The sequence below is a fragment of the Streptomyces sp. NPDC048441 genome (genome assembly GCF_043200235.1).
Lineage (GTDB): Bacteria > Actinomycetota > Actinomycetes > Streptomycetales > Streptomycetaceae > Streptomyces.
In genome coordinates this window covers 181,994-198,454 of sequence record NZ_JBICXM010000006.1, presented here as the reverse complement: position 1 = coordinate 198,454, position 16,461 = coordinate 181,994, and the positions used below count along the sequence as shown (strand labels likewise).

Sequence of the window (16,461 nt, the reverse complement as noted above, 5' to 3'; positions counted from 1 at the left end):
CAGAGGGGACGCATGTCGGACGCGGAGCAGACGGGTGAGTCCCGTCAGGACAAGAGCGAACGTCTCCTCTCCGGGCGCTACCGGCTGGGGGAAGTGCTCGGCCGCGGCGGAATGGGCACCGTCTGGCGTGCCAAGGACGAGACACTCGGCCGTACGGTCGCGGTGAAGGAGCTGCGCTTTCCCTCGAGCATCGACGAGGACGAGAAGCGGCGGCTCATCACGCGAACGTTGCGTGAGGCGAAGGCGATCGCGCGGATCCGCAACACCAGTGCGGTGACCGTGTACGACGTGGTCGACGAGGACGACCGGCCGTGGATCGTGATGGAACTCGTCGAGGGCAAGTCGCTCGCCGAGGCCCTGCGCGAGGACGGGCTGCTCACGCCGAGGCGCGCGGCCGAGGTCGGTCTCGCGGTGCTCGATGTGCTGCGGTCCGCACACCGCGAGGGAATTCTGCACCGCGACGTGAAGCCGTCGAACGTGCTGATCGCCGAGGACGGGCGGGTCGTCCTCACGGACTTCGGTATCGCACAGGTCGAGGGCGACCCGTCGATCACGTCCACCGGCATGCTCGTCGGCGCGCCCTCATACATCTCGCCGGAGCGGGCGCGCGGGCACAAGCCCGGTCCCGCGGCCGACCTCTGGTCGCTGGGCGGGTTGTTGTACGCGGCGGTGGAGGGCGTTCCTCCGTACGACAAGGGCTCGGCGATCGCGACCCTGACCGCGGTGATGACCGAGGACGTCGAGCAGCCGGTGAACGCGGGGCCGTTGGAGAAGGTCATCTACGGCCTGCTCGCCAAGGACCCCGACCAGCGGCTCGATGACACGGGGGCGCGGGCGCTCCTGCTCGACGTGATTCACGCGCCCGAGGTCAAGGACGACCCGGAGCCGGCCGACGCGACGAAGGTCGTGCCGCTGCCTCCGGTGCCGCCGGAGACGCGTTCCGGCAGCCGGAAGGGCGAGGAAGCCGCTGAGCGGCTGAAGGGTGCGCTCCGGTCGGTGCGGAAGGCGGCGGCGACGGCTACCGCTGCCGCTACAGCGCGGGGTACGGGTACGGGTGCCGGGGCGGGGACGGCTGCTTCCGGGGCTGGTGCTGGGGCTGATGCTGGTGCCGCTTCGGGGGCGGTGGCGGAGAGTCCGGCTGTTGCGGGCGGGGCGGCTGGGTCGGCTGGGTCGGCTGAGGGTTCGAGTACTCCGTCCGTTCCCGCGATGCCGCCGCGTGCGCCCGGCAAGGCCGCTTCCACGAAGGCCTCGCTCACCGATGTGGTGCCGCGGCGCACGCTCGTGATCATCTCGGTGGTCGTCGCGCTCGCGGTGCTCGGGACCGTCCTTGCTCTCGCGTTGAACGGCGGGGGCGACGGCGGTGCGCAGGACAACAAGAGCGGTGGCGACAAGGCCGCGTCCAGCGGGGCGAGCGCGGGGGGCGGCGAGAAGGGCAATGACAAGGGCACGGGCGCCGAGAAGGGCGAGGGCGACTCGGACCCGGGATCGGGTTCAGGGGCGAGTCCGGGCTCGGGCGACGGCAAGGACCCGACCGGGAGTGGCGACGACAGCGGCGACAGCGGCGATGACAGCGGTAAGAAGCCGGATGACGGTGCCGAGTCGACGTACAAGCACTCCCAAGGTTTCTCGGTGGGCCTGCCCAAGGGGTGGAAGTACCAGTCCACGGCCGCGGCGGGCGCGCGTTTCACCGGTCCTGACGGACAGAAGCTGCTGATCGGCTGGACTCCCACTCCCAAGTCCGACCCCGTGGGCGACTGGAAGAAGCAGGAGTCGTACATGGTCCGGTCGCAGTACAAGCGGATCCGGATAGAGAAGGTCGGCTTCCGCGGCTGGAACGCGGCGGACTGGGAGTTCACGTACGTCGACGGCGGCACGAAGTACCGGTCGATAGACCGTGGCTTCGTCGTCAACGACCATCTGGGCTACGGAATGATGTACACGGCCAAGGCCGACAAGTGGGGCAGCGGCGAGCGCAAGGACACGTGGAAGACCCTTACGCGGACGTTCGAGCCGAAGAAGTAGCGCGGGGAGTCCGCGGGTTTCCGGGATCGGGGGAGTCCGCGGAATCCGCGGAACGGGTCCTGGTCAGATCTCGCATCCCCTCAATGTGGTTTGCCTCCGGCACGTATCGTGAGTGCTTGCGGACCGTACGCAGCCGCAACAAGCCGTAAGACGAACGGAATTGACCACCGGGCGGTCGGGGGAGGCGTCGTGGACGAATACGCGGGGCGGGTACTCGCCGACCGCTATCGCCTGCCGCTGCCGCCGGCGGACGAGTACGAACTCGCGGAGACGCGGGCCTTCGACACCTACAGCGGGCAGGAAGTCCTCGTCAGGCAGGTGCCGTTGCCCGAAGTCGTCGACGCGGAAGTGCTCGAGCTCGATGAGCGTGACCTCCCGGACGGTGAGCTTCCCGCGGGGTTCGTGAGCGCGGGTGCGGTGCGGCAGTCGTCGGCGCGTACGACGCGGAGGCCGTCGGATCCGGCGGTGCGGCGCGCGATAGAGGCGGCGCAGGCCGCCGCGCAGATCCCCGATCACCCACGCCTCGACCAGGTCTTCGATGTGTTCGCCGAGGGTGGTTCGCTGTGGATAGTCAGCGAGTTGGTGGCGGCGAGGCCGCTGGCCGCGCTGCTCGCGGACCGGCCGTTGAGTCCGTACCGGGCGGCGGAGATCGCGTCGGACGTGGTGACGGCGCTGCGCGTGCTGCACGCGCACGGCTGGGTGCACCGGAACATCACCGCGCGCACGGTGCTGGTCTGCGACGACGGCCGGGTGGTCCTCACGGGACTCGCGGCGGGTGCGGCGGAAGAGGCGCTGTGCGGGTACGACCCTCGCCCTGAGGAGGTCCTCGGGGGGTTCGACGGCGGGTCCGGTGAGGCTGTTGCCGGTGAGGGTGCGATCGAAGCCGTCCCGGCCGTGGAGCCGGGCGGCGATGTGCGGGCGGCGCGTCCCAGTGCCATAGCCGCGTATCGCGCGGGGGCGCGGGCCGCGGCACGGGTGAGCGAGGACGAAGGGCGACGGGACTCGTCCTCGGCGGCGGGTGCGGAGTTGCCGGGGCCTCGGGATGGCGGGGCGTTCGGGGTGAGCTTGGGGTTCGGCGAGGGCGCTGAATCGGGGGCCGGGGGTGATGCGGGGAACGGCACTGAGGTCGGGAGCGGCATCGGGAACGGCACCCGGGTCGGTCATGGAGACAGTGGCGAGGCTGCCGGGCGGATCCTGGACCCGTACGGCGTCGGGAATGCGAAGCCGTGGCATGGCGCCGTGCCCAGGGGCGGCGGCGCGGGGGCGCGGAGTTCCGGTGCGGGGGCGGATGCCGGTGGGCCTGCTGGAGGGTTCGCGGGTGGAAGCGGCGCGGATGGTGGGGCAGGTGACCTAGGCGGTACGGGTAGTACGGGCGGCACAGGCGGAACAAGCAACACAGGCAGCACAGGCGGAGCAAGCAGCACAGGCGGAGCAAGCAGCACAGGCGGAACAGGCGGAGCAAGCAGCGCCGATGTGCCCGGTCCCGAGTCGCGTCACCACGCACCGGGCTCCGCGCTCAGCCACAACACCCCCGCCCCCATCACCCCCACCCCCACCCCCGCCCCGACAACCGGGCACAGCTACTGGGACGCCCTCGTAGCGGAGCGCAACGCGGGCCCCCGCCGAGGCCCCGCCACCGCCCTTGCCGCGGAGCGCGCCCGGCACGCTCGGATGACGGTCGTCGGCGGTGTCACCGAGCGGTGGGCGCCCGAGCAGGCCGGGCCCGTGCACGAGAACTGGCAGCTCGCCCCGCCCATCGGCCCCGCCACCGATCTCTGGGCGCTGGGCGCCTTGTTGTTCCGTGCCGTACAGGGACATGCGCCCTACCCGGAGGAAAGCACCTTCGAGCTCGTCCAGCTGGTCTGCGCGGAGCCGCCCGCCTTCGCGGAGGAGTGCGGGCCGCTGAGGCCCGTCGTCGAGTCGCTGCTGCGGCAGGACCCCACCGAGCGGCTCGACATCGAGGAACTCAGCGGCTGGCTGCGGTCCTTGGTCCGCTCGGCGCCCGAGCCCGAAGCGGGGGCGAATGTCGTGCCCGCGCCGCCGTTCGACGCCCGGCGGCTGCCTGTCGTACGCCGTCGCGGTGATCTCGTACGCCGCAAGAAACGGCGCACCTCCTCACCTGCCGCCACCGCCACGCTGAACTCCCGGCAGAACGGCCGCCACAAGCAGAAGCACAAGCGAGGCCGGGAGGGACGGGACGGCAGGGAAGGCAGAGACGGCAGGGAAGGCAGGGAAGGCAGGGAAGGCAGGGACGGCAGGGAAAACCGGGCAGTCCCCGCACAACATCTGGCCTCGCCCCCGCCCCCACGCGCCCCCAAGCGGAGCGAGACGGGCAGGCCGCGGTCCCTGGGGCGCCTTCTGCTCCTGCTCATCCTGGTCGGCCTCGCCGCAGTGATCGCGTACGCCATGATCTTCATGCCCAAGTCGGGGGACACGAAGGGCAGCGAGCGCGCCGGATCCGCCGGTGACGTCGGCAGCAGCGAGGCGCCCGACTCCGGCAGCAGCTCAAGCGCCCGGCCCAGTGAGGAAGGCAGGCCCAGCGATTCGGGCAAGGCGAGCGACAAGCCCGAGAAGAGCCCGGGTTCGCAGCAGCCGCAGACCAGCGGGCCCGAGCTGCCGCAGGGTTTCACGCTCCGCAAGGACACCGAGGGCTTCCGGGTCGCCGTCGCCAGTGGATGGGACCGGCAGTCCAAGAACGGGCGGGGGCAGGTCCTCTACACGCACGGCGACTTCGAGCTGATCGTCGTGCCGGGGCGGGACGGCACGGACGAGTACGGCAAGGACCCCATGAAGTACCAGCGCGAGCACGAGCGCGAGTTGCAGCCGTTCCGCGACTCGACCTGGGCCACGTCCAGCGGGATGCGCACGGTGGACGTGGGCGGGCGGACCATGGCCGAGGGGCAGTTCACCTGGCAGGACGCGGAGGGGCGTGAGACCTTCGTACGCAATCTCGCCATGGCTGTCGGCGGGAAGTATCACGTCGTCCAGATCCGGGGGCCCGAAGCAGAGCGGGACGAGGTTTCGCGGCTCTTCGAGCAGGCTTCGGCCACTTATCAAGCCGATTGAGGTCACTGATCGGGCACTGATCGGGGCACTGATCGTGCTACTGATCGGGCACTGATCGTGCTACTGATGGGGGACCTGATCGTGATCGGGCCACCAATCGAGTCGCTAATTAGCCGCTTGACCAGCGGAAGTTGACGCTTTCCGACCACTCCGTGGCATTGCGTGAAGCGTCACAGTGCGGTCTCCGAGGCACCCCGGCGGTTCCCCACACGCCCCACGCTCCCTAACCTGGGCCATGTCAGAACCATTGCGGGGGAACGTGAATCAGATGCAGGGCCTGCTCCTCGCGGGCCGCTACCGGCTCGGTGAGTCCATAGGCCGCGGTGGCATGGGACGTGTGTGGCGCGCACACGACGAGGTGCTGCACCGGACCGTCGCCGTCAAGGAGCTGACGGCCGCGCAGTTCGTGCAGGAGGCCGACCGCGCGGTCCTTTTGGCGCGCACGCACGCGGAGGCGCGGGCCGCTGCCCGGATCAACCACCCCGCGGTCGTCACCGTCCACGACGTCATCGAGTACGACGACCGGCCCTGGATCGTCATGGAGCTGGTCGAGGGCTGTTCCCTCGCGGACGCCGTCAAGGAGCAGGGCCGCATCGAGCCCGGCGAGGCCGCCCGCATCGGCCTGTGGACCCTCAAAGCCCTGCGTGCCGCTCATGCCGCCGGGGTGCTGCACCGTGACGTCAAGCCCGGCAACGTACTTCTGGCGAACGACCGGCGGATCCTGCTCACCGACTTCGGGATCGCAGCGATCGAGGGCGATTCGACGATCACACGGACCGGGGAAGTCGTCGGCTCCGTCGACTACTTGGCGCCCGAGCGCGTCAGCGGCGCCAATCCCGGGCCCGCGTCCGACCTGTGGGCGCTCGGCGCCACGCTGTACACGGCGGTCGAGGGGAACTCCCCGTTCCGGCGCACGTCACCGCTGGGGACCATGCAGGCCGTGGTCATGGAGGAGCCCGAGCCGCCCGAGTACGCGGGGGCGCTGGCGCCCGTCATCAGCGCCCTCCTGCGCAAGGACCCGAACACCCGGCCTACCGCCGAGGAGGCCGAGCTGATGCTGGCCGAGGCGGCGGAGGGGCGGCGGCCGAGCGGGGCACAGGCGTATGTGCCGACGCAGATCCACACGACGTCCCAGCAGCAGGCCCCGCAGCCGGTGGAGCAGACTCCACCCCAGTCCATGCCTCAGCAGGCACAGCACCAGACGGCTTATCAGGCGCAGTCACAGCACCAGACGCCCTATCAGGCGCAGTCACCGTCACAGTCACACACGCCGACACACACGCCGCACCCCGGTCGCCCCATCGAACCGGGTACCTACGTCCACGACACCCAACAGCCCGCACAGCTCCCCCAGAAGCGCCGCAAGTGGCCCGCGATCGTCGCCGTGGTCACGGCGGTCGTGCTGCTCGGCGGTGGAACCGCCGGCTACCTGTACCTCCAGAAAAGCGACAACAGCAGTACGCAACAGTCCGGGGACGGGGACGGGAGTGGGGACGGGAAGCCGGGCGAGGGTGTCGGTGACATCCCCGCGAACTGGCACCGGGTGCGGGACGCCGAAGGCTTCAGCCTCGCGCTGCCCAAGGGCTGGGTGCGTGAGATGAACGGCACGCAGATCGACTACACGCCCGACCACGGACGGCACTTCGTACGCATCAGCATCGACCGCAACTCGACGTGGGAGAGCCCCTACACGCACCAGCTGGACCTGGAGAAGGGCGTGCGGCCCAAGCTGCCCAACTACAAGCGGCTGCAACTGAACTCGAACAGCTTCCGCGACCGGCCCGGCGCCCTCTGGGAGTTCAGCTGGACGGCGGGGGCGAACGACACGACCGTGGGTCGCCGCCGTGCCATCGAACAGACCTATCTCAGCCGTGACGGCGTCGAGTACGTGATTTACATGTCGTCCCCTCTCGCCGACTGGCCCACGGCGCGGCAGCAATTCGACGCGATACTCCGGGGCTGGCGGGAGGGCTGAGTGCGGGCGTCCGCAGCCGGGATGACTGGGACGAGCGGCCGGAACCAGTCCGCTGTACGGGCCCGCAGGGTCCGCATCCACACGTGTGGGGCATGATGGCCGCATGGGGAGCGTGGGGGAGAACGCCCGGATCATAGCTGGCCGTTACCGCCTCGATGTGCGGCTCGGCAGGGGCGGCATGGGCGTGGTCTGGGAGGCCACCGATCTGTTCCTCGGCCGTCGCGTCGCCGTCAAGGAACTCGCCCTCGACGAGACGCTCTCCGCATCCGAGTCCCTGCTCCAGCGCGAACGGACCCTGCGCGAGGCGCGGGCGGCGGCGCAGCTCAGACATCCGCACATCATCGTGGTCCACGATGTCGTCGTGGACGACGACCAGCCGTACATCGTCATGGAGTTGATCGACGGCGGTTCGCTGGCCGGGCGGATCTCCCGGCAGGGCCCGATGGACGCGCGGACCGTGGCCCGGATGGGCATCGACCTCCTCGGCGCGCTGCGTGTCGCCCATACCGCCGGGGTCCTGCACCGTGACATCAAGCCCGCGAACGTACTCCTGGAGGAGTCGACGGGCCGCGTCGTCCTCACCGACTTCGGGATCGCGCAGGTCAGCGGGGCGACGACGCTCACGGAGACCGGGTCGTTCGTCGGCTCGCCCGAATACACCGCGCCCGAGCGGATGTCGGGCGAGCGGACCGGGCCCGAGTCCGACCTCTGGTCGCTCGGCGCGCTCCTCGTCGCCGCGGTGACCGGAGAGTCGCCGTTCCGGAGGGACTCGATGGGCGGTGTGCTGCACGCCGTCGTCTTCGACGAGATCCGCCCGCCGCCCGCCGCGGCACCGCTCCTGCCCGTCGTCCTCGGCCTCCTGGAACGCAATCCGGACCGGCGACTCGACGTGGCGGAGGCCGAGAGGCTGCTGCGGCAGTACGTCGACACGGGGCGGATGCCGTCGACGGCCGCGGGCCGGGCGGGCGGACAGCCGTCGGCGAAGCCGGGGGTACGGCCGGGCGACTACTCGCCCACCTACCGTGACCTGCCCGTCTCCCCGCCCGCGCGCCCGGTGGGGCAGTCCCAGGGCCGTCGCAGGGCCATGCTGATCGCCGCCGCGCTCGTGGCAGCGGTGGCCGGGGCAGGGGTGTCCGCCGCCGCGCTCCTGATGGGCAGGGACGGTGACGGTGACGGCCGTACGCCATCGACCACGGCCTCGCGGAGTTCGCAGTCCGCGCAGACCGGGACGGCAAGCCCGTCCCCGTCCCCTTCGCCGACCCCGACGGTCACGGTCACGCGCGGCTCCCGCACCCCGAAGCCCTCCGCGCCCGAGGCGCCGGACGGCTACCGCGTGGCGGAGGACCGAAAGGGCTTCACGCTCGCCGTGCCGAACGGCTTCACACGCGAGGTGGACGGGCCCCGCGTCTTCTACAAGTCGCCGGGTGGCGTCTTCCGTATCGGCATCAAAGAGTCGGCCCCGCAGCCGGGCGGCCCGCTCGCCGTGCAGCGCCGCTCCGACGCCAAGGGCCCGGTGAACAACCCCGGATACCGGAACGGCGAGGTCAGCGAGACCTCGCACAACGGCAGGCTCGCCGCTCTCTGGAAGTTCAGCTGGGACGGCTTCGATGAGGTGGAGGGCGACCGGCACACGTTCGACCTGTGCTGGGAGGAGGGCGGCCGGATGTATGACGTGTGGGTCTCGGCGCCGGTCGGCAAGTCCGAGGAGAGCAGGCGGTACTTCGACACGGCCGTGGACACGTTCGTACGTCGCTGAATCCCTGCTCCGGTGCATCACCCCGGTCACAAGTCAGTGACCCGAGTGGAACCTGAGGCCCCGGGCAAGGTAGTCATGTGGGCATGAGCAATGACGGGGGAGCCTCCTACGGCCCGTACGAACCCACCAGTTTCGGACTGCAACCGCCGCAGCCGGGCGTGCCTGGGCAGGGGGCGCAAGGGGGGCAGGGTGGGCCGGACGGCCAGGGTGGCAACCCGTACGCGGGGCAGCAGCAGCCGCCGGAGCAGCCGCATTCGCAGCAGCAGACCGCGTATCACCCGGCGGGGTCGCAGCAGCCCGCCGGACCGCAGCGCCCGTCAGGACCGCAGCAGCCCGCCGCGCCGGCCCCGCCCCCCTCGCCGTACGCCCAGCCCACCCAGGTGGTCCCGAACCAGCCATCCGAGCCCGACCCCGGCGCAGGCCGCCTGATCGCGGGCCGCTACCGCCTGCTCTCCAAGTTGGGCCACGGCGGCATGGGCACGGTCTGGCGCGCGAAGGACGAGACGGTTGACCGTGAGGTCGCCGTCAAGGAACCCCGCATCCCCGACCATCTGCCCGAGCGCGAGCGCACCAACGTCTTCGAGCGGATGCGCCGCGAGGCACGCGCCGCGGCTCGCCTCGACCACCCGGCCGTGGTCAACGTCCACGACGTGGCGGTGGAGGACGGCCAGCCGTGGATCGTCATGGAGCTGGTCCAGGGCCGCTCGCTCGGCGCCACGCTCCAGGAAGGCACCCTGAGTGCCCGCGAGGCCGCCCGCGTCGGCCTGGGGGTGCTCAACGCCCTGGACGCCGCGCACCAGGCGGGCATCCTGCACCGTGACGTGAAGCCGGACAACGTCATGCTGGGCCAGCACGACCGCGTCATCCTCACCGACTTCGGCATCGCCCAGATCGAGGGCGAGACGAACCTGACGGACACGGGCGGCTTCGTCGGTTCGCCCGAGTTCATCGCCCCGGAGCGGGTCCTTGGCCAGCGCCCCGGCCCGGCGTCCGACCTCTGGTCGCTCGGCGTGGTCCTCTACGCCGCGACGGAGGGCGTCTCGCCTTTCCGCCGCAACAACACCCCGGCGACGCTCCAGTCCGTCCTGAACGCGACGCCCGCGGCGCCCGCTTCGGCCTCGGGCCCGCTCGCGCAGGCGATCAACGGGCTACTGGTCAAGGACCCGGGCCAGCGCCCGCGCGCCGCGCAGGTCCGCGCCCTCCTGGAGGAAGCGTCCCAGCCGCCGCAGGCGGCGCCTACGCAGGTCGTGCAGATCGGCGGGGGCGGTGCCTCCGGCGGCAAGGGCGTCACCATCGGCCGCAAGGGCCTGTTCGGCATCGGCGCGGTGGTCGTCGCCGCAGCGGTCGCGGCGTACCTGGTGATCGCGAACCCGTTCGCCGGATCGCTGCCGGACGAGTGGGAGACGCACGAGGCGAAGAACCTCGGAGCGACGATGGCGGCGCCCAAGGGGTACTTCAGGTCCGTGCCGGAGCCCGATGCGACGGACGACAAGAACTGGGTCCGCTACACCGACTACAGCGGCGACATCACGGTCACCCTGTCGCTCGACAAGAAGTCCGAGGACGATCTCGACGCGATCGCGAGCACCTCGATGGCCGAGGCGTACGACGACATCAAGTCGGCCGAGCAGGGCAGCAGCATCGTCGGCGACCTGAGCCCCGACGAGATGGGCAACGGCAAGAAGACCACGCAGGGGAAGTACGAAGGACGGCAGTCCGCCGAGAACCTCATCCCGTACGTGACCGTGGACGGCGAGTCGAAGTGGCCGCGCGAGGCCAAGGTCTTCTACTACAAGACCAAGTCCGGCGACATGTACAAGCTCTGGATCGACTACCCGAGCAAGGGCGACTTCACCGAGCGCGGCCGCGAGGTCGCCAAGACCGCCATCGCCAACCTGGAGATCGCGAAGCCCTGACCACGGTGACCGCCGCTGACTGGTTAAGCCCCTGATCAGGGGCTTTACCGCCAGCAATCGCTGGCACCGTGTGTGCGCCCGGTGAAAGCTGATTACCGACGGGTACCCAAAACCCTGACCTGGGCCTACGCTCACCACCATGACGGACTCGCAGGCCACCGCAGCGCCCCTCGGAACGAACCCGATAGCCACCGCCCCCGAAGGCGCGCGCACCGCCGCCGATGTGGTGACTCCCGAGCTGATCGCGCAGCTCACCCGGGATGTGATCGGCTCGGGGCGGACCGCCAACCACGCGCCGTTCACCGGCGAGAAGCTGGCGGACCTGCCCGAGTCCACCCCCGAGGACGTGGCCACCGCCTTCGAGCGCGCCCGCGTGGCGCAGGTCGCCTGGGAGCGCACCCCGGTCCGCCGCCGCGCCGCGGTCCTGCTCCGCTTCCACGACCTGGTCCTGCAGCGCCAGGCAGAGGTCCTCGACCTCATCCAGCTGGAGACCGGCAAGGCACGCCTGCACGCGCACGAGGAGCTGCAGGCCGTCGCGGTCGCCGCCCGGCACTACGGCCGCAAGGCCCCCGCCTACTTGAACCCCAAGCGGCACACCGGCGTCGTACCGACCCTCACGAAGGTCACCGAGAACCGTCAGCCGCGCGGTGTGGTCGGCCAGATCGCGCCCTGGAACTACCCCCTCGAGCTGTCCATCGGCGACGCCCTTCCCGCCCTCGTCGCGGGCAACGCCCTGGTGATGAAGCCCGACACGGAGACCTGCCTGACCGCCCTGTGGGCGCGGGACCTGATCATCGAGGCCGGGCTTCCGGCCGAGGTCTTCCAGGTGGTTCTCGGCGAGGGGCCCGTCGTCGGGCCCGAGATCGTCAAGCACGCCGACTACGTCTCGTTCACCGGCTCCACGCGCGTCGGCCGCGAGGTCGCGCAGGGCGCCGCGGGCCGACTCGTCGGTGTCTCGCTCGAACTGGGCGGCAAGAACGCCATGCTGGTGCTCCACGACGCCGACATCGACAAGGCGGCGGCGGGCGCGGTGCGCGCCTGCTTCTCGTCCGCGGGTCAGCTGTGCATCTCCATCGAGCGGTTGTACGTCCATGAGTCGATCGCGGACGAGTTCGTGGAGCGTTTCGCGGCGCGGACCAAGGCGATGCGGCTCGGCCGCTCCCTCGCGTACGGGGCGGAGATGGGTTCGCTGGTCGGCGAGCGGCAGTTGGAGACCACCAAGCGGCATGTCGACGAGGCGGTCGCCAAGGGCGCCACGCTGATCGCGGGCGGCGTCGCCCGGCCCGACATCGGCCCGTTCTTCTTCGAGCCGACGATCCTGGACGGCGTCGAGTCCCCGATGGCGGTGTGCGGCGAGGAGACCTTCGGCCCGGTCGTCTCCATCTACCGCTTCACCGACGAGAACGAAGCCGTCGAGCTCGCCAACTCCACGTCGTACGGTCTGAATTCCTCGGTCTGGACGAAGGACGGCAGCCGCGGCCGCAAGATCGCGGCCCGCCTGCGCACCGGCACGGTGAACGTGAACGAGGGCTTCGCGCCCGCCTACGGCAGTGTGCAGTCGCCGATGGGCGGCATGAAGGACTCGGGCCTCGGCCGCCGGCACGGCTCCGAGGGCATCCTGAAGTACACCGAGGCCCAGACCGTCGCGCACCAGCGGCTCATGCCGCTCGCGCCGTCCTTCGGCATGGACGACGAGAAGTACGCGGCGTTCATGAGCCTGAGCCTGAAGGTGATGAAGTCACTGCGCCTGCGCTAGGCCAGGGTCTTCGGCCGGTCGTCAAAAGCCTTTCTCTAGGGGTCAGTTCTCAACGAGGAGAGTCAATGTCACAGGAGAGCTCTGTCCAGAAACCGCCGGACAGTGATGCGGGCGGGGGCGACGGGGGCGGGGGCGACGGGGACGGCGACGCGTCGTACGACTTCGACGTCATCATCGTCGGGTCAGGCTTCGGCGGCTCCGTCTCCGCCCTGCGTCTGACGGAGAAGGGCTACCGCGTCGGCGTACTCGAAGCGGGTCGCCGCTTCACCCGTGAGTCGCTCCCGAAGAACTCCTGGGACCTCAAGAATTACCTCTGGGCACCGGCTCTCGGCCTCTACGGCATCCAGCGCATCCACCTGCTCGGCAATGTGATGGTGCTGGCGGGAGCGGGCGTCGGCGGAGGTTCGCTGAACTACGCGAACACGCTCTACGTGCCCCCCGCGCCGTTCTTCAACGACCCGCAGTGGAAGGACATCACGGACTGGCAGGACGAGCTCGGCCCCTACTACGAGCAGGCCAAGCGCATGCTCGGGGTGCGGCTCAACCCGACCACGACTCCGTCCGACGTCCACCTGAAGGCGACCGCCCAGGCCATGGGAGTGGGCGACAGCTTCCACATGGCGCCGGTCGGCGTCTTCTTCGGCGACGAGCAGGACGCCTCAGGTACTTCAACGGCCGAGCCCGGCGCAGAAGTTCCCGACCCCTACTTCGGCGGCGCGGGCCCGGCCCGCAAGGCCTGTACCGAGTGCGGCGAGTGCATGACGGGCTGCCGCCACGGCGCGAAGAACACCCTCAACGAGAACTACCTCTACCTGGCGGAGAAGGCGGGCGCCGTCATCCACCCGATGACGTCCGTCGTCACCGTCACCGAGGACTCGCGGGGCGGGTACGCCGTCGCCACCCTCCCCACCGACGACAAGCGCAAGGGCAAGGGCCGTACGTTCACGGCAGGCCACGTCATCGTCGCCGCGGGTACCTACGGCACGCAGACGCTCCTGCACCGCATGAAGGACACCGGCCTGCTCCCGCAGATCTCGGGGCGGCTCGGCGCGCTGACCCGCACCAACTCCGAGGCCCTGGTCGGTTCGCAGACCACCGACCGCCGCTACCGCAAGCAGCACGGCGCCGAGAAGGCGGACTTCACCAGGGGCGTCGCGATCACCTCGTCGATCCACCCCAACGCTTCCACGCACATCGAGCCGGTCCGCTACGGCAAGAAGTCCAATGCGATGGGCGGCATGACGATCCTTCAGGTGCCGTACAGCCTGAAGGGCGGGAGGGCGCGCGTCGCGGGCTGGTTCGGCAATGTCGCCAAGCATCCCTGGCTGACGGTCCGTTCGCTGTCCAACCGGCGCTGGTCGGAGCGGACCATCATCGGCCTTGTCATGCAGACGCTGGACAACTCCCTGACGACCTACCGCAAGGAGAAGGGCCTCGGGAAGGGCCTGCTGACCGCCCGGCAGGGCCATGGCGCGCCCAATCCGACGCAGATCCCCGAGGCCACCGAGGCCGCGACGTTGCTCGCCAAGGAGATCAACGGCTTCGCGGGGTCGAACATCGGTGAACTGATGGGCACCCCGCTGACCGCGCACTTCCTGGGCGGCTGCCCGATCGGCGACTCGGCGGAGACGGGCGTCATCGACCCCTACCACCGCCTCTACGGCCACCCCGGCATCTCGGTCGTCGACGGCGCCGCGGTCTCCGCGAACCTGGGCGTGAACCCCTCCCTGACGATCACCGCGCAGGCCGAGCGCGCGATGTCCTTCTGGCCCAACAAGGGCACCGAGGACACGCGTCCCGCGCCGGGTGCGCAGTACGTACGTCTCGCGGCCGTCGAGCCGAAGGCCCCGGCGGTGCCCGCGGAAGCGTTCGGCGCGCTGAAGCTGCCGTTCCTGGGGATGCCGACGGTACCGGCGAAGAAGTAGCGCGGCAGTCCCGCAATATCTGCGTACGGCGGAATCTACGTACGACGGAAACTACGTACAGCGGAAATTGCGTACGACGAAATCTGCGGACGTACGCGAAAGGACCTGCACCCCCCTCCGAGCGCAGGTCCTTTCGCGAGCGTGGCCTCAGGCGCTGTCACGCGCCGTGGCGTCAGGCGTTGGCGTCCGCCTTCTTGCGGCGGACGACGAAGACCGCGCCCGCACCGGCGACGACGGCGACACCGCCGACGAGACCGATGGTCGGCAGCATGGAGCTCGATCCGGTCTCGGCGAGATTGCCCGTGGTCGGGATCTCGTTGGCGCCGCCCTGGGGCTTCTTGCCGCCGGTGGGCTTCTTGCCGCCCTTGTCCTCTTCGGCCTCACCCGGGTTCTCGTTGCTGCTGCCGGCCTTCAGGACCGTGAACTCGTAGAACGCGAATGAGTTGTGCACGCAGTTCTGCTCGGCGTCGAGGTAGCCGCCGAGGCCGAGCGCGTAGCCGTCACCGGCCGGGGCCTTGGCGCTGATGTTGACGCGCAGCTTGATGTCGACCTTTTCCTTGGCGCCCAACTCGGTGGAGCCGAAGTAGAGGCCGCCGGAGACCTCGTCCGCGATGGGCTCCCAGGATTTGGACTCGGGGTTGAAGTACTGGATCTGCGCGTAGCTGGCCAGCCAGTCCTTCTCGTCCTGGCTGTCCGTGAAGTTGTCCACGGCCGCCAGCCACTGGACCTCGCCGAGGTCCTCGTCGCTGGGGTTGGCGGCGGTCAGCTTGAACTGGTGCCAGCCGCTGCCCGCGACGATCTTGCCGGGCAGACCCGAGAGCCCGAGCTCCAGCTTCGAGTCGGCGTCGACGCCGTCCTCGTCGACCGGGCAGTCCGTCGGCTCCTCGGTGGGCTCGTCGGTCGGCGTGGCCGACTCGGTGGGCTTCTCCGTGGGCTTGACCGTCTCCGTGGGCTTCGAGGCCGGCGGCGGGGTGCTCGACTCGGTGGCCGACGGGGTCGGCGTCACCGTCGCGGACTCCGTCTCGGACGGCGTGACCGCCGGGGGAGGCGTGGTCGACTCGGTGGCCGATGCGCTCGGGGGCGAAGTGGTGTCCTCGGTCGCGAAGGCGGCAGGAGCCGAGAGCAGCGCGACCGGGGCTATGGCAGCGGTCGCGGCCGCGGCGGCCATGACACGTCGAAGCTTCATGAAGACCTCAGGGAGTCCGGCGTACCACCTGGTGAGCGGTACGGAGGTGGAGGCCTCCGCGGTGGGGACGCGGGTGTGGCCGTTGTTACGCATGGATGACCTGCGTCCCCTGTGAATGGTTGTCCTCGAACTCACAGAATTCTTATGTGGCTTGGATCACATGGCTTGTGCGGCTGTCGTCCGTTGCCGTAGAAATTCCTCCGCTCGACGGTGATCTACCGGGAGCAACGGGCGGTAGGAGGGGGCGGCGTGGCGGAGCCGGATGAGATACGGGACGAGATACGGGACGAGATGCCGGAGGGAATGCCGGAGGGAATGTCGGACGGGATGCCGGACGACGTGTGGGAGCGGTTCGAGCGCGACAGCCTGCGCGACATCCGTACCTCCGCGCCGAAGGAACCGTCCGCGCGGGCCCGCATGGTGGCCGAGCGGTTGCGGCGTCTCGACGAGGAGGCGGCTCGTCAGCAGGCCGCGGACTCACGGGCGTTGGGCCGCAGGCGCCGGAAGCGCAAGGCGGCGGAGGGGGTGGGCACGGCCGGGGCATGGCGGCCCGACGAGTGGCGGTCCACACCGACCGGGCCGCGGCGTGACGCGCGTTCGGAGCGCAGCCGACGGGTGTGGAGCGTGGTGATCGTGGTCGGCCTCATGGCGCTGGCGATCGTGTTGCTGAGCCCGTTCAGATTCTGGATGTGGCGGTAGTCGTCAGTCGTTGTGGTCACCCGGAGGTGGGGAACCGCCCGCGATGATCTCCCGTCGTAGGAGTCGTAGGAGTCGTAGGAGTCGTAGGAGTCGTAGGAGTCGTAGGAGTCGTAGGAGTCGTAGGAGTCGTAGGAGTCGTAGGAGTCGTAGGAGTCGTAGG

General features: G+C 70.1%; 9 protein-coding genes. 7 read left to right on the top strand and 2 right to left on the bottom strand.

Features of this window, described 5'->3' with window-relative positions; translation table 11 throughout:
- Window positions 1-12 precede the first annotated feature (12 nt).
- The 7 genes from ACGFSB_RS17050 (at window position 13) to ACGFSB_RS17020 (ending at window position 14,416) form a co-directional block, all read left to right on the top strand.
- Window positions 13-2,022 carry a serine/threonine-protein kinase gene (locus ACGFSB_RS17050; protein ID WP_393399460.1) on the top strand — a complete coding sequence of 670 codons (2,010 nt, stop codon included), beginning with the start codon at window positions 13-15 and terminating at the stop codon, window positions 2,020-2,022.
- Window positions 2,023-2,211: 189 nt separating this feature from the next.
- On the top strand, window positions 2,212-5,088 hold the full coding sequence (locus tag ACGFSB_RS17045) for a protein kinase (protein ID WP_393399458.1): 2,877 nt from the start codon (window positions 2,212-2,214) through the stop codon (window positions 5,086-5,088).
- Between the two features lie 268 nt (window positions 5,089-5,356).
- The gene (locus ACGFSB_RS17040; RefSeq protein ID WP_393400162.1) at window positions 5,357-7,063 is read left to right on the top strand and encodes a protein kinase; all 1,707 of its coding nucleotides are present in this window, start codon (window positions 5,357-5,359) and stop codon (window positions 7,061-7,063) included.
- Window positions 7,064-7,166: 103 nt separating this feature from the next.
- On the top strand, window positions 7,167-8,819 hold the full coding sequence (locus ACGFSB_RS17035; protein ID WP_393399456.1) for a protein kinase: 1,653 nt from the start codon (window positions 7,167-7,169) through the stop codon (window positions 8,817-8,819).
- A gap of 83 nt (window positions 8,820-8,902) precedes the next feature.
- Entirely contained in the window at window positions 8,903-10,735 is a 1,833-nt protein-coding gene (locus ACGFSB_RS17030) for a serine/threonine-protein kinase (RefSeq protein WP_393399454.1), read from the top strand.
- A gap of 139 nt (window positions 10,736-10,874) precedes the next feature.
- Window positions 10,875-12,491 carry a succinic semialdehyde dehydrogenase gene (locus ACGFSB_RS17025; RefSeq protein WP_393399452.1) on the top strand — a complete coding sequence of 539 codons (1,617 nt, stop codon included), beginning with the start codon at window positions 10,875-10,877 and terminating at the stop codon, window positions 12,489-12,491.
- Between the two features lie 65 nt (window positions 12,492-12,556).
- Window positions 12,557-14,416 carry a GMC oxidoreductase gene (locus ACGFSB_RS17020; RefSeq protein WP_393399450.1) on the top strand — a complete coding sequence of 620 codons (1,860 nt, stop codon included), beginning with the start codon at window positions 12,557-12,559 and terminating at the stop codon, window positions 14,414-14,416.
- Between the two features lie 172 nt (window positions 14,417-14,588).
- Here the strand turns inward: ACGFSB_RS17020 and ACGFSB_RS17015 are convergent, their stop codons facing one another.
- Window positions 14,589-15,695 carry an LAETG motif-containing sortase-dependent surface protein gene (locus ACGFSB_RS17015; RefSeq protein ID WP_393399447.1) on the bottom strand — a complete coding sequence of 369 codons (1,107 nt, stop codon included), beginning with the start codon at window positions 15,693-15,695 and terminating at the stop codon, window positions 14,589-14,591.
- Window positions 15,696-16,063: 368 nt separating this feature from the next.
- Window positions 16,064-16,461: hypothetical protein (locus tag ACGFSB_RS17010; protein WP_393399445.1), on the bottom strand; the 398-nt coding region annotated here is incomplete at its 5' end.

Bases quoted from the DNA above. Each gene is read 5' to 3' on its own strand.
- ACGFSB_RS17025 (WP_393399452.1), top strand. From the start codon at position 10,875: ATGACGGACTCGCAGGCCACCGCAGCGCCCCTCGGAACGAACCCGATA.
- ACGFSB_RS17040 (WP_393400162.1), top strand. From the start codon at position 5,357: ATGCAGGGCCTGCTCCTCGCGGGCCGCTACCGGCTCGGTGAGTCCATA.
- ACGFSB_RS17015 (WP_393399447.1), bottom strand. From the start codon at position 15,695: ATGCGTAACAACGGCCACACCCGCGTCCCCACCGCGGAGGCCTCCACC.
- ACGFSB_RS17030 (WP_393399454.1), top strand. From the start codon at position 8,903: ATGAGCAATGACGGGGGAGCCTCCTACGGCCCGTACGAACCCACCAGT.
- ACGFSB_RS17020 (WP_393399450.1), top strand. From the start codon at position 12,557: ATGTCACAGGAGAGCTCTGTCCAGAAACCGCCGGACAGTGATGCGGGC.
- ACGFSB_RS17035 (WP_393399456.1), top strand. From the start codon at position 7,167: ATGGGGAGCGTGGGGGAGAACGCCCGGATCATAGCTGGCCGTTACCGC.
- ACGFSB_RS17050 (WP_393399460.1), top strand. From the start codon at position 13: ATGTCGGACGCGGAGCAGACGGGTGAGTCCCGTCAGGACAAGAGCGAA.